This is a genomic window from Serratia sp. PF-27, from assembly GCF_030053255.1.
Classification (GTDB): Bacteria; Pseudomonadota; Gammaproteobacteria; order Enterobacterales; family Enterobacteriaceae; genus Serratia; species Serratia bockelmannii.
On record NZ_JASGBT010000021.1, the window covers coordinates 104,010 to 116,270 of the forward strand.

Genomic DNA, 12,261 nt, shown 5'->3' on the forward strand with positions numbered 1-12,261 from the left:
ACCAGTGACAGATCAACCGCAATCCCCCAATATGGATTTTCCATCAAGATGATTACGCGGGTGCCAGTCTATGCTGAAAGTGAATGAGTATTTTGCCGGAAAAGTGAAGTCTATCGGTTTTGACAGTAGCAGCATCGGTCTTACCAGCGTGGGCGTGATGGAAGAGGGCGAATACACCTTCTCCACCGCGCAACCGGAAGAAATGACGGTGATCACCGGGGCGCTGAAAGTGCTGCTGCCAGGGGCGCCGGACTGGCAGGTGTTTACGCCGGGTGAGAAGTTCTTCGTGCCGGGGCACAGCGAGTTCAACCTGCAGGTGGCCGACGTGACCGCCTATCTGTGCCGCTATCTGAGCAAATAAACGTTGCTCGTTAGGGGAACGCAGGGCTCAGCGGATGCTGGGCCCTGGTCGTTTCTGCGGCGGGATTAACGCTGGGCTTCGCCGCCGAGCGCTTCGATGGTGTTTTTGATCAACGCCGCCAGCTCGCTGGTCATCAGGATAAAGTCGGCGTCAAAGCGCTGGGCGAAGTCGTCGCGATCGATGTCGTCGTTCTGCTCGCGCAGCGTGTCGGCGAACTTCAGGCGCTTGAGCGAGCCGTCGTCCGACAGCATCAGCTGAATGCGCTCCTGCCAATCCACCGCCAGCTTGGTCACCAGCTTGCCGGCTTCGATATGCACCGCGATTTCGTCACTGATCAGATTCTGTTTCTTGCAGCGGATCACGCCGCCTTCTTCCAGAATCGCTTTCAATTCCGCTTCATCCTGAATGGCGAAGCCGGCCGGCATCTCGCCGGAACGCACCCATTCGGTCAGCGTCAGTTCGATCGGGCTTTCCATCGTCAGCGGCACCACCGGCAGCGAGCCGAGGCTCTTGCGCAGCAGCGCCAGCGTATCTTCGGCGCGTTTGGCGCTGGCGGCATCGACCATGATCAGATCGTTGACGGTGTCGATCCACATGAAGGTCTGGTTGAAGCGGCTGAACGCGCGCGGCAGCAGGCTGTGCAGCACTTCGTCCTTCAGCGCGTCTTTCTCGGTTTTCTTCAGTTTGCGGTGTTGTTCCGCCTCCAGGCGCTCAATCTTGGCCTGCAGCTCTTGCTTGATGACCGGCGACGGCAGGATTTTCTCTTCCTTGCGCGCGCAGATGACGATCTGGCCGTTGACCGCGTGCGTCAGCGCATCGCTGTGCGAGCCCATCGGGGAGACCCAGCCAGTCTTCGCCATGTCCTGGCTGCCGCACGGCGTGAAGGCGAACGCGCTGAGTTGTTTTTCCATTTCATCCGCGTTTAACGCCACTTCGCGGCTCAAACGGTAAACCATCAAATTCTTAAACCACAGCATAATGTTATCCCTGGCTGGGCGTGCGCTCGGCACGCTGATTCGTCAAAAGCAGGGCGGCATGATAACGAATTGACGCTGAAAAATCGCCCCATTCTCTCCGAATTGCGTTGCTTTACGCACCGAGAAAGGGCGGGGTGGAGGGTGGGAAACAGGTGATTCATCTGCGCGCTTACATTAGGCTGTGGCAACGCTACGTGGCATCGAGGAGAAAAATACGTGCGCATTGGCATCGACTTGGGTGGGACGAAAATTGAAGTGATTGCGTTGGCGGACGACGGGCGGGAGCTGTTTCGCCATCGCATCGCCACGCCGCGCCATGACTATGGGCAAACCCTGGCGGCGATCGCCGGGCTGGTGAAGCTGGCGGAAGATCATACCGGCGAATTGGGATCGGTCGGGATCGGCATTCCCGGCACGCTGTCGCCGTTTACCGGGCGGGTGAAGAACGCCAACTCGGTATGGCTCAACGGCCAACCGCTGGACAAGGATCTGTCGGCGCTGCTGGCGCGCGAGGTGCGTATCGCCAACGACGCCAACTGCCTGGCGGTGTCGGAAGCTACCGACGGCGCAGGCGCTGGCGCGAAAACGGTGTTCGCGGTCATTATCGGCACCGGCTGCGGCGCCGGCGTGGCGCTGAGCGGCCAGGCGCATTCTGGCGGCAATGGCATCGCCGGCGAGTGGGGCCACAACCCGCTGCCGTGGCAGGATGACGATGAGCTGCGTTACGCTCGCGACGTGCCGTGTTACTGCGGCAAGCCGGGCTGCATCGAAACCTTTATTTCCGGCACCGGTTTCGCTACCGACTATGCGCGCCTGAGCGGCAACGCGCTGCAAGGGCATGAGATCATGGCGCTGAGCGAGCGGGGCGATGCGCTGGCGGAGCAGGCGATCGTTCGCTACGAAATGCGGTTGGCGAAATCGCTGGCGCACGTGATCAACATGCTGGATCCGGACGTGGTGGTGCTCGGCGGCGGCATGAGCAACGTGGATCGCCTGTACCGCACGGTGCCGCAGCGGGTGAAAAGTTGGGTATTTGGCGGCGAGTGTGAAACGCCGATCCGCAAGGCGGTTCACGGCGACTCCAGCGGCGTACGCGGTGCGGCCTGGCTGTGGCCGCAACAGCAGCGCTAAACGTTGCAGCAAAGCGCGAGGCTGCTCGCGCTTTAAACCCTTCCCTGTACAAAAACTGGACGGCGTTTTATGATTTAGCTAACTTAGCTAAGGAGGACGCGTATGCCGATTCAGGCCAATATGCACGAAGCCAAATCCAATCTGAGCCAGTTGGCGGACAGAGCCGCAGAGGGAGAAACCGTGATTATTGCAAAAGCAGGGAAGCCGTACGTACAGCTGGTCGCCATCAAGGGGGAAGCGCGCCGCCCTGGCGCCGCCAAGGGCAAGTTCACCGTGCCGGCGGATTTCAACGCCGAGGATGCGGCCATTGCGGCGTTGTTTGAGGGCGATGCATGAAGCGCCTGTTGCTGGATACCCACGCGTTGCTGTGGTGGCTGATCGATGACGCCTGCCTGGGCGCGAACGCCAAAAGGCAGATCGCCGATCCGGGCAATGCGGTGTACGTCAGCGCGGCCAGCATTTGGGAGATCTCGATCAAGCAGGCGCTGGGCAAACTGGCGCTGCCGGAAGATATCTTTGCGATCATCGAGGCCGAGGAATTTCTGTCGCTGCCGATGGACGCCTTTCACTGCCAACAGGCCGGGCAGTTGCCGCCCTATCATCAGGATCCTTTCGATCGCATGCTGATCGCACAGGCGCAGGCCGAAGGGCTGACGCTGGTCTCCGCCGACGCGGTGTTTCCGCAGTACGGCGTGCGGGTAGCCGACGCTCGCCGTTAAGCCGGCTTTTCCTCGCTTTCGCTGCGCACCCGTTCGATATGAATGGTCAGAAACATCATCTCTTCCGTGGTGAGCTGATGCTGATAGTGCTTTTCGATGTGGCGGTTGATCTTACCGGCGCAGGCGAATGACTCGCGGTACTTCTCTTTCACCACCTGATAGAGCGAGTCGTCGTCGCTGTCGACGTAGTTTTTCCCCAGCAGGCGCTGGGCGAAGAATTTCAAATGGGTGACGAAACGGTGGTAGCTCAGGGATTCCTCGTTGTAATCAAAGCGGAAATGGTATTTGACCAGGTTGAGGATCTCTTGCATCACGCGGGTAATATGCAGCGTGTTGTGCATCTCGTCGTTAAGCTGGGCGTTGACCAGGTGTAGGGCGATAAATCCGGCTTCGTCCTCCGGCAACGCGGTGTCCAGCCGTTGGGCGATCAGGGCCAGCGCCTCCAGCCCGACGGCGAACTCGGCCGGATAGAGCTTTTTAATCTCCCACAGCAACGCATTTTTGATATCCAGCCCTTGCGCATGGCGCTGCAGGGCGAAGTGGATGTGATCGGTCAGCGTGATGTAGACGATGTTATGCAACTTGCCCGGCAGACGTTCGCGGGCGAGAGTAATGATCTTGTCGGCGGTGGTGACGCAGGCTAATGGGATCTCGGCGAGCAGCTCTTTATAGCGCTCGGCGGTTTCTCCGCCGTTATGGGTGAATACCTTTTCGATCAGGCTTTCGTCCAGCGTATCGCCGGGCTTCTTTTTAAAGCCGATTCCTTTTCCCATCACCACCGTCTCTTCCTGACGGTCGTCCAGCGTAATCACCACGTTATTATTGAGTATTTTAGCGATTTTCATGGTTTTTCCCGGTGTTTCAGCATCCTGAAAACGAAAAAACCTGACGCCCGGGAGCGATCCCGGGTGTCAGGTTTTGCCTGTATTTTATGTTTCTTCCCTGCGGCCCTGAGCGGCGGAGGGGATACAGTAACAATCCTATTATGTTGGCATAATAACCCGTGCCCGCCGCGGCTCAACGCTTTTCACTGCGGAGTGCCGCCGCGGTCACACTTCTGCGCCGCGCGCCGCGGGATCATTCCAGCCTGAAATGCGCCTCCAGCCGGCTGACGCCGAGCCCGTTGACCTTTTTCACCTTGATCTGCACCGGAATACGTTCTTTCATCGCCTCGACGTGGCTGATCACGCCGATGGTTTTGCCGGAGGCATTCAGGCTGTCCAGCGCGTCCAGCGCGGTATCGAGGGTTTCGGCGTCTAGCGTGCCGAAGCCTTCGTCGAGGAACAGCGAGTCGATGCTGGTTTTGTGGCTGACCAGATCGGACAACGCCAGCGCCAGCGCCAGGCTGACCAGGAAGCTCTCACCGCCGGACAGGGTGCGGGTATCGCGCAGCGCGTCCGCCTGCCAGGTGTCCACCACCTGCAGCTCCAGCGCATCGCTGGTTTTGCGCTGCAGCAGGTAGCGCCCATGCAGCCGGCCGAGTTGCTGGTTAGCCAGATAGACCAGATGATCGAGCGTTAACCCCTGAGCGAAGCGGCGGAACTTGTCGCCTTCTTTCGAGCCGATCAGCTGGTTGAGGTAGCTCCAGTCGTCGTAGTCTTGCTGACTGCGGGCGATCTGCTCGAACAGCGCCTGCTGATTAAGGCGACGGGCGGCGTCGCTTTCCAACTGGTTGCGCAGTTCCCCCTGGCGCAGCTGCAACGTTTTCAACTGCTGTGCCAACTCGGCCAGCGATTGGGTGAGCGCGTCGAGATCCGTGTTGGCTTCATCCACCCCCTCAGGGCGGCTCAGCCGATGCTGCTCCAGCGTTTGCGTCGCCTGCGTCAGCAGGGCCGCGGCCTCTACCTGCCGCTGTTGCAGTTGCTCTCTACGCTGCTGCAATTCGCGGCGCAGTGTGTCGTCCAGCAGCGCGGCGGTGAAGGCGGTTTCATCAGCGAATTCGCTGTCGGCTAGCGCCTGCTGCCACTGCTGCTGCGCCTGCTGCAGCCGCTCCTGCATCTGGGTGTGCTGTTGTTGTAACCCGGCCTGCTGGCCGGTCAGGCGCTCGCGCAGTTCCTGCGCCTTTTGCCACTGCTCGGCGGCCTGTAAGCTAGCCTGTTCACAGGCGGTTTGTTTGGCGCGCAGCTGTTCCCGCACCTCGGCGACCCGCTGTTCGCCGAACAGCGCCAGCCGCTGCGCGCGCCGCTCTGCGAGAGTTTTCTCGCCTTCCTGCCAGCGTTGTTGCAGGTCTTGCTGCTGTTGCAGGCTGTCGGCATAGGTTTTCTGCAGCAGCGTAAAGCGCTCTTCGAGCAGCGCCAGCTGTTGCTGCGCCAGCTGCTGCTGCGTTTGCAGAGCGGCGAGCGCGTCTTTTGCCTGTTGTACTGCCTGCGCCGCCTGTTCATGCTGCTGCAGCGCGTGCTGCCCGCGCCGCTCTTCATCGTCGCAACCGCTCAGCCAGGCGCTGAGTCGCTCGCTCTCCGCCAGCGTAAAGTCGAACGCCAGCGGTGCGCTGAGCTGCTGCCACTGCTGCTGTTGGGCAGCCAACTGCTGTTCATCCTGCGCGATGGTTTGCTGCTGGCGTTGTTGCTGTTCCTGCAGGCCTTCGCAGCGGGTACGCAACTCGGTGCCCTGGGTTTGCAGTTTCTCGGCGAGAGTACGCATCTCAACCAAACGCTGTTCCGTGGCCGAAGGCTGTACAGCCTGATACTGCTCTACTGCTGGATGGCTGGTGGAACCGCACAGTGGGCAGGGGGCACCGCTTTGCAGCAGGGCGCGCTCCGCTTCCAGACTGACGATGCGTTTTTCCAGTTCGTGGATCTGCTCCACTTCCTGCAGCTGCGCCTTGTGCTGTTTGAATTGCTGACGCGCGCTCTCCAACTGCTGTTGCAGCCCGGCCAGCTGCGTTTGCCGCTCGGCGTGCTCCGCCTGTTGCCTAGCCAGACGCTCGCGGGTCTGACGGTTAAGGGACGCCAGAGTAAACAGCTGCTGGCGTGTTGGGCGCAGATCCGCCAGGGCGCTCAGGCGTTGGCGCAGCGGGGCCAACGGCGTTTGCGCCTCCAGCGCCTGTTGCTGCTGTTGTTGAACGGCCAGCGCTTCGTTCAGCGCGTTCAACTGCTGCTGATGTAGTGCGCCCTGTGCCGTCAGCTGGCTGCGCTGAGCGGTGAGCTGCTCCAGCGTAGTTTGCTGCTGGGCGCACTGCTGCGTGGTGGCATCGGCGGCCTGTCGTCGCTCGGCCTGTGTCGACTGCAGTTGGGCTATTTGGTGGTCGAGCGGAGCGACTTGCTCATCGATCAGCTGTTGCTGCTGCTGCATATACTCGGCATGGGTTTGCTGCGCCAGGCGGGCTTTTTCCACCGCCTGCTGCAGCGGCGCCAGCTGCGCCGAGTGCTGTTCCTGTTGCTGCGTCAGCTGGGCTGCCTGCTGTTGTATCGTCTGCAGTTCGGCGCGGCAGCGATCGCGTTCGCCGCGCAGCGGCCGCAATTTCTCGGCCGGTTCGCTGAGCGCCAGCTGCTGCAGCTGCGGGGCGGCCTCTGCCTGCTCGCGCTGGGCGGTTTCCAGCCGCCGTTGACCCTCGCCTTGCTGTTGCCGGAGGCGTTGCCATTGCTGCAGCCAGCTCAGCGCCTGTTGCTGTCGCTGGGTTTGCTCGCCGAGGGCGATTTCCTGCGCGCTCAGCGCCGTCAGCTGTTCGGTCAGAGACTGGCGCTGCTCGTCGTTCAGCAGTTCGATGCCGCTGGCGCGTTGGTGTAACCCATCCAGGTCGGTTTTGGCCTGCTTGTGCGACTCGAACACCTGTTCGGACAGTCGCCCATAGATTTCGGTGCCGGTCAGCTCTTCCAGCAGTTCGGCGCGATCGTTGGCATCGGCATTGAGGAAGGCGGCGAACTGCCCCTGAGACAGCATCATCGATTTGGTGAAGCGGCCAAAGTCCAGCCCGGTGATGGTTGCGGTAAGCTCCAGCTTGTCGCGCACCTTGTCCGCCAGGATCTTGCCGTCCTCGCGGCGCGCCAATTCGACCTTCGGCGCCTGCAGATTGCCGTCCGGCGCATTCTTGGCGCGGCGCTGGCTCCAGAAGGCGCGATAGCCGACGCCCTTGACCTCGAATTCGACCTCCGCCAGCGATTCGGCGGTGTGGCGGGTCATCAGTTCATTCTGGCTCGGCGTGACGTTGAGGCGCGGCGTCTGGTGGTACAGCGCCAGGCAAATGGCGTCCAGCAGGGTGGTTTTGCCCGCGCCGGTCGGGCCGGTAATGGCGAACAGGCCGTTGCTGGCGAACGGCTCGGCGGTGAAGTCAATTTTCCATTCGCCCTGCAGCGAGTTGAGGTTTTTTAACCGCAGGCTGAGGATCTTCATGGGTTGGTCTCCTCAGGATTGTGCTGCACCGCATCGACCACCTGGCGGAACAGTTGGTGCATCCGCCGTTGGCGTGCTTCGGGCATGTCGGCCTCCTGCGCCAGGCGCCGTTCGAACACCTCGTTGACGCTCAGTTCGTTCAGCGTTTCCTTATCCTGCTGCGCGATTGCCTGGCGGCGCTGCTCTTTGCTGCGCCGCAACAGCACCACTTCCACCGGCAGCTCATCCGCCATCAGTTGGATGCGGCGCTGAATATCGCTGAGGTAGTCCTGCGTCGCCACTTCGATATCCAGCCACACCGGCAGCTCGCCGGCATAGTCGGCAAATTGCTGCAGTTGCCGTTCGATCTCGGCCAGATCCCCTTTGATCAGCTGCATGGGCTGGAACTGCGGGATCGTTAACGCATCTACCTGCTGGAGGGCTCCGTCGGCGAAATCGACCAGGAAGACGCTTTTGGCTTTGCCCAGCTCATCGAAGCTGAGCGGGATCGGTGAGCCGCTATAGCGAATATGCTCTGACTTGGCGACGTTCTGCGCGCGGTGAATGTGGCCGAGCGCGATGTAATCGGCGGGCGGGAAGGCCTGCGCCGGGAAGGCGTCCAGAGTGCCGATATAGATGTCGCGCACCGAGTCGGAGGTGGTGACGCCGACGGTGGTCAGGTGGCCGGTGGCGACGATCGGCAGCGGCAAGCCCAGCTGGTCGCGGCGCTCGCAGGCCGCCTGATACAGCGTCTGATAATGTTCGGCGATGGCTTCCTGCAGCGCCTGCTGTTTCTGCGCGCCGGATTCGCCGGCGCGGCTGGTAAGCAGATCGCGCGGCCGTAGGAACGGGATGGCGCACAGCACCGCGCCCGGCTGGCCGTCGCGCTGGTTAAGCACCACGATCTGCTGTTCGGCCGCGCCTTGCGCGCTCGCGATCACCGTGGTGTTCAGGCAGGAGAGCAGTTCCCGCGATTCGTTCAGCGTCGCCACCGAATCGTGGTTGCCGCCCAACACGACCAACTGGCAGCCGGTGCGCTGTAGTTCCACCACGAAGCGGTTGTACAGCTCGCGGGCATAGCTGGGCGGTGAGCCGGTATCGAACAGATCCCCGGCGACGATCAGCGCATCCACCTGTTGCTGTTCGATCTGTTCGATCAGCCAGTTCAGAAAAGCCTGGTGCTCGGCGGCGCGGCTTTTGGTGAAAAAGTACTGGCCAAGGTGCCAGTCAGAGGTGTGGATCAGGCGCATGACACTCCCGGATGCAAAGATAATGGCGATGATTATAAAGGCCGCGGCGGCGGCTGTCCCGGCGCAATGATGATGACAACCGGATGATTTTTCTTTACTGCGGGAAATAATCGCTATGCTTACTGCCTATAACAGCCGGTTTTTTTCATAAAAGTGTCACAAAACTGACGCATAATGGCGCCCGAAAAGTCGCTAACACATTGGCAGGATTGACGATGGCAAGACGCATACTGGTGGTGGAAGACGAAGCGCCGATCCGTGAGATGGTGTGCTTTGTGTTGGAACAAAATGGTTACCAACCGTTGGAAGCCGAGGATTATGACAGCGCCGTGACGCGTCTGTCTGAGCCGTTCCCTGATTTGGTGTTGCTTGACTGGATGTTGCCCGGCGGTTCCGGCATTCAGTTTATCAAACATATGAAGCGCGAAGCGCTGACCCGCGATATTCCGGTCATGATGCTGACCGCGCGCGGGGAAGAGGAAGACCGCGTGCGCGGCCTGGAAGTGGGGGCGGATGATTACATTACCAAGCCGTTCTCGCCCAAGGAGCTGGTGGCGCGCATCAAGGCGGTCATGCGCCGCATTTCACCGATGGCGGTGGAAGAAGTGATTGAAATGCAAGGCCTGAGCCTGGACCCGTCCTCCCACCGCGTGATGGCGAACGATCAGGCGTTGGACATGGGGCCGACCGAGTTCAAGCTGCTGCACTTCTTTATGACCCACCCGGAGCGGGTTTATAGCCGTGAGCAGTTGCTTAATCACGTCTGGGGCACTAACGTTTATGTGGAAGACCGTACCGTTGACGTGCATATCCGTCGGCTCCGCAAAGCGTTAGAAACCAGTGGGCATGATAAAATGGTTCAAACCGTTCGGGGCACCGGCTACCGGTTCTCAACGCGCTACTGATCGCGCTGCGCTGGAGAATATGCCGTGTTAGAACGTCTGTCGTGGAAGAGGCTGGCTCTGGAGCTGGCTCTTTTTTGTTTGCCCGCCTTGCTGCTGGGGCTGATTTTCGGTTATCTGCCCTGGTTTCTGCTGGCCTCCGCGCTGGCTGCGCTGGTGTGGAATTTCTACAACCAGCTCAAACTCTCCCATTGGCTGTGGATTGACCGCAGCATGACGCCGCCGCCCGGCCGCTGGAGCTGGGAGCCGCTGTTCTATGGCCTGTATCAGATGCAGCAGCGCAATCGCCGCCGCCGGCGCGAGCTGGCGCTGCTGATCAAGCGCTTTCGCAGCGGGGCCGAATCGTTGCCTGACGCGGTGGTGATGACCACCGTCGAGGGCAATATCTTCTGGTGCAACGGGCTGGCGCAGCATCTGCTCGGCTTCCGCTGGCCGGAAGACAACGGCCAGCACATCCTCAACCTGCTGCGCTATCCGGAATTCAGCCACTATCTGCAACAGCAGGAGTTTTCACGCCCGCTGACGCTGCAGCTGAACAACGAACACTACGTCGAATTCCGCGTGATGCCGTATTCCGAAGGGCAGTTGCTGATGGTGGCGCGCGACGTCACCCAGATGCGCCAACTGGAGGGCGCACGGCGCAACTTCTTCGCCAACGTCAGCCATGAGCTGCGCACGCCGCTGACGGTGCTGCAGGGCTACCTGGAGATGATGGGCGACGAAGAGCAGGACGGTTCGCTGCGCAGCAAGGCGCTTAGCACCATGCAAGAGCAGACCCGCCGGATGGACGGGCTGGTCAAGCAACTGCTGACACTGTCGCGCATCGAGGCGGCGCCCAATGTCGACATGAACGAGCGCGTGGATATCCCGCTGATGCTGCGGGTGTTGCAGCGCGAGGCGCAGTCGCTGAGCGGCGGCAATCATGAGATCACCTTCCGGGTTAACGAGCAGCTCAACGTGTTCGGTAATGAAGATCAGTTGCGCAGCGCGGTGTCTAACCTGGTGTACAACGCGGTCAATCACACGCCGAAGGGCACCCACATTGAAGTGAGCTGGCAGCAGACGGCGCACGGCGCGCAGTTCCAGGTCAGCGACAACGGGCCGGGCATCGCCGCCGAGCACCTGCCGCGGCTGACCGAGCGTTTTTACCGCGTCGACAAGGCCCGTTCGCGCCAGACCGGCGGCAGCGGGCTGGGGCTGGCGATCGTCAAACACGCGCTCAGCCATCACGACGCGCGCCTGGAGATCCTCAGCGAACCGGGGATCGGCACCCGCTTTATCTTTACCTTACCCAATCGGTTGATTGTTCCCGCCGCTTTATCAGAGAATGCGGTGAAAAATTAACGCGAGACACCGGTATGACCCGAATAACCCGAGGGCTGTTGCTTTGCCTGGCGCTGCTGGCCGGGCGCGGCGCGCTGGCGCAGCCTGACGGCATGCTGGCGGGCAACCTGTCCAGCGTCGGTTCCGACACCCTGGCGAATCTGATGGCGCTGTGGGCGCAGGATTTCAGTCAGCATTATCCCAACGTTAACCTGCAGATCCAGGCCGCCGGATCGTCGACCGCGCCGACCGCCTTGGCGGCGGGCGCCGCGCAGCTGGGCCCGATGAGCCGGCCGATGAAGGCCGCCGAGGTTTCGGCGTTCGAACACCGTTACGGCTATGCGCCGCTGGCGGTGCCGGTAGCGGTGGATGCGCTGGTGGTGTTGGTGCATCAGGACAATCCGCTGCGCGGCCTCAATCTGCAGCAGCTCGATCGCATTTTCTCCGCCACCCGGCGCTGCGGCGAAAGCAAACCGCTGACGCGCTGGGGCGAGCTGGGGCTGAGTGGCGACTGGGCGACGCGTTCGCTGCAGCGTTTCGGCCGCAACTCGGCGTCCGGCACCTACGGCTATTTCAAACTGCGTGCGCTGTGCGGCGGCGATTTTATGCCGCGCGTCAATGAGCTGCCCGGTTCGGCTTCGGTGGTGCAGGCGGTGGCCGGTTCGCTCAACGGCATCGGCTACGCCAGCATCGGTTTTCGCGCCAGCGGCGTGCGGCTGCTGCCGTTGGCGGAGTCGGGAGAGGACTATGTTGCCCCTACCGCCGCCAACGTGCGCAACGATCGCTACCCGCTGTCGCGCTATCTGTATATCTACATCAACAAAGCCCCTAATCAACCGCTGGAGCCGCTGACCGCCGCGTTCCTCGACCGCGTGCTGTCGACTGCCGGGCAGAGCCTGGTCAATCACGACGGCTATCTGCCGCTGCCGCCGGGCGCCCTGCAGAAGACCCGTCAGGCGCTTGGGTTGCCACCGCTCGCGCCGGCCATGATGAAATAACCGACAAAATGCGACGTAATTTTCGCCTTTTTTCACGGCCAAACGAAGCTCGTGCCACGCGAAAATCGGGCTTATATTGGCGTTTTCGCGCGGTAAAGTGATATATGCTTCACGTTTCGTGAATCTGCTGTTCAAAAATGATACAAATCATGTAGTGTATATTTATTGATAGCCAATATGATCGACTGGTGGCTAAAGTTTATATGGTCGATAGCTCTGCTTTTCGCCGTGCGTCTTGCCTTGAAGCGCTATAAACGTTTACCTTAGCCCTCGTTGTCGGATTAAACCTCCA

At 61.0% G+C, this 12,261-nt stretch carries 11 protein-coding genes; 7 read left to right on the forward strand and 4 right to left on the reverse strand.

Features of this window, described 5'->3' with window-relative positions:
* The first annotated feature begins 70 nt into the window (after window positions 1-70).
* The gene (ppnP, locus tag QMZ29_RS15565) at window positions 71-361 is read left to right on the forward strand and encodes a pyrimidine/purine nucleoside phosphorylase (RefSeq protein ID WP_261425516.1); all 291 of its coding nucleotides are present in this window, start codon (window positions 71-73) and stop codon (window positions 359-361) included.
* Window positions 362-426: 65 nt separating this feature from the next.
* Here the strand turns inward: ppnP and rdgC are convergent, their stop codons facing one another.
* Entirely contained in the window at window positions 427-1,338 is a 912-nt protein-coding gene (rdgC, locus tag QMZ29_RS15570; protein WP_004940461.1) for a recombination-associated protein RdgC, read from the reverse strand.
* A 216-nt stretch (window positions 1,339-1,554) separates the two neighbouring features.
* Between rdgC and mak the strand changes: the two genes are divergently transcribed.
* The 3 genes from mak to QMZ29_RS15585 all read left to right on the forward strand — a co-directional run bounded on the left by mak (window position 1,555) and on the right by QMZ29_RS15585 (window position 3,188).
* Window positions 1,555-2,469 (forward strand): fructokinase, encoded by a 915-nt coding sequence (gene mak / locus QMZ29_RS15575; RefSeq protein ID WP_025301734.1) that lies wholly within the window; start codon window positions 1,555-1,557, stop codon window positions 2,467-2,469.
* 102 nt (window positions 2,470-2,571) lie between these two features.
* Complete coding sequence (locus tag QMZ29_RS15580; protein ID WP_025301735.1) at window positions 2,572-2,805, forward strand: type II toxin-antitoxin system Phd/YefM family antitoxin; 234 nt, start codon at window positions 2,572-2,574, stop codon at window positions 2,803-2,805.
* Window positions 2,802-3,188, forward strand: a complete 387-nt coding sequence (locus QMZ29_RS15585; RefSeq protein ID WP_025301736.1) for a type II toxin-antitoxin system VapC family toxin — start codon at window positions 2,802-2,804, stop codon at window positions 3,186-3,188. Before QMZ29_RS15580 ends, QMZ29_RS15585 begins: the two co-directional genes overlap by 4 nt.
* Here QMZ29_RS15585 and licT read toward each other — a convergent pair.
* The 3 genes from licT to sbcD form a co-directional block, all read right to left on the reverse strand.
* Window positions 3,185-4,033 carry a BglG family transcription antiterminator LicT gene (gene licT, locus QMZ29_RS15590; protein ID WP_043135622.1) on the reverse strand — a complete coding sequence of 283 codons (849 nt, stop codon included), beginning with the start codon at window positions 4,031-4,033 and terminating at the stop codon, window positions 3,185-3,187. The two genes, QMZ29_RS15585 and licT, sit on opposite strands and share 4 nt — an antisense overlap.
* Before the next feature lie 232 nt (window positions 4,034-4,265).
* Entirely contained in the window at window positions 4,266-7,517 is a 3,252-nt protein-coding gene (sbcC, locus tag QMZ29_RS15595) for an exonuclease subunit SbcC (RefSeq protein WP_261425514.1), read from the reverse strand.
* Window positions 7,514-8,746 (reverse strand): exonuclease subunit SbcD, encoded by a 1,233-nt coding sequence (sbcD, locus tag QMZ29_RS15600; RefSeq protein WP_025301739.1) that lies wholly within the window; start codon window positions 8,744-8,746, stop codon window positions 7,514-7,516. Before sbcD ends, sbcC begins: the two co-directional genes overlap by 4 nt.
* Before the next feature lie 215 nt (window positions 8,747-8,961).
* Between sbcD and phoB the strand changes: the two genes are divergently transcribed.
* Genes phoB through QMZ29_RS15615 form a run of 3 tightly spaced genes read left to right on the forward strand, consistent with a single transcriptional unit; the run spans window position 8,962 to window position 11,969 of the window.
* The gene (gene phoB / locus QMZ29_RS15605) at window positions 8,962-9,651 is read left to right on the forward strand and encodes a phosphate response regulator transcription factor PhoB (protein WP_004940438.1); all 690 of its coding nucleotides are present in this window, start codon (window positions 8,962-8,964) and stop codon (window positions 9,649-9,651) included.
* 24 nt (window positions 9,652-9,675) lie between these two features.
* Window positions 9,676-10,992 (forward strand): phosphate regulon sensor histidine kinase PhoR, encoded by a 1,317-nt coding sequence (phoR, locus tag QMZ29_RS15610; RefSeq protein WP_004940434.1) that lies wholly within the window; start codon window positions 9,676-9,678, stop codon window positions 10,990-10,992.
* A 14-nt stretch (window positions 10,993-11,006) separates the two neighbouring features.
* Window positions 11,007-11,969, forward strand: a complete 963-nt coding sequence (locus QMZ29_RS15615) for a PstS family phosphate ABC transporter substrate-binding protein (protein WP_025301741.1) — start codon at window positions 11,007-11,009, stop codon at window positions 11,967-11,969.
* Window positions 11,970-12,261: the final 292 nt, after the last annotated feature.

Excerpts from the sequence above, each read along its gene's own strand:
- ppnP (WP_261425516.1), top strand. The coding sequence starts at position 71 with ATGCTGAAAGTGAATGAGTATTTTGCCGGAAAAGTGAAGTCTATCGGT.
- rdgC (WP_004940461.1), bottom strand. The coding sequence starts at position 1,338 with ATGCTGTGGTTTAAGAATTTGATGGTTTACCGTTTGAGCCGCGAAGTG.
- QMZ29_RS15580 (WP_025301735.1), top strand. The coding sequence starts at position 2,572 with ATGCCGATTCAGGCCAATATGCACGAAGCCAAATCCAATCTGAGCCAG.
- QMZ29_RS15585 (WP_025301736.1), top strand. The coding sequence starts at position 2,802 with ATGAAGCGCCTGTTGCTGGATACCCACGCGTTGCTGTGGTGGCTGATC.
- licT (WP_043135622.1), bottom strand. The coding sequence starts at position 4,033 with ATGAAAATCGCTAAAATACTCAATAATAACGTGGTGATTACGCTGGAC.
- sbcC (WP_261425514.1), bottom strand. The coding sequence starts at position 7,517 with ATGAAGATCCTCAGCCTGCGGTTAAAAAACCTCAACTCGCTGCAGGGC.
- sbcD (WP_025301739.1), bottom strand. The coding sequence starts at position 8,746 with ATGCGCCTGATCCACACCTCTGACTGGCACCTTGGCCAGTACTTTTTC.
- phoB (WP_004940438.1), top strand. The coding sequence starts at position 8,962 with ATGGCAAGACGCATACTGGTGGTGGAAGACGAAGCGCCGATCCGTGAG.
- QMZ29_RS15615 (WP_025301741.1), top strand. The coding sequence starts at position 11,007 with ATGACCCGAATAACCCGAGGGCTGTTGCTTTGCCTGGCGCTGCTGGCC.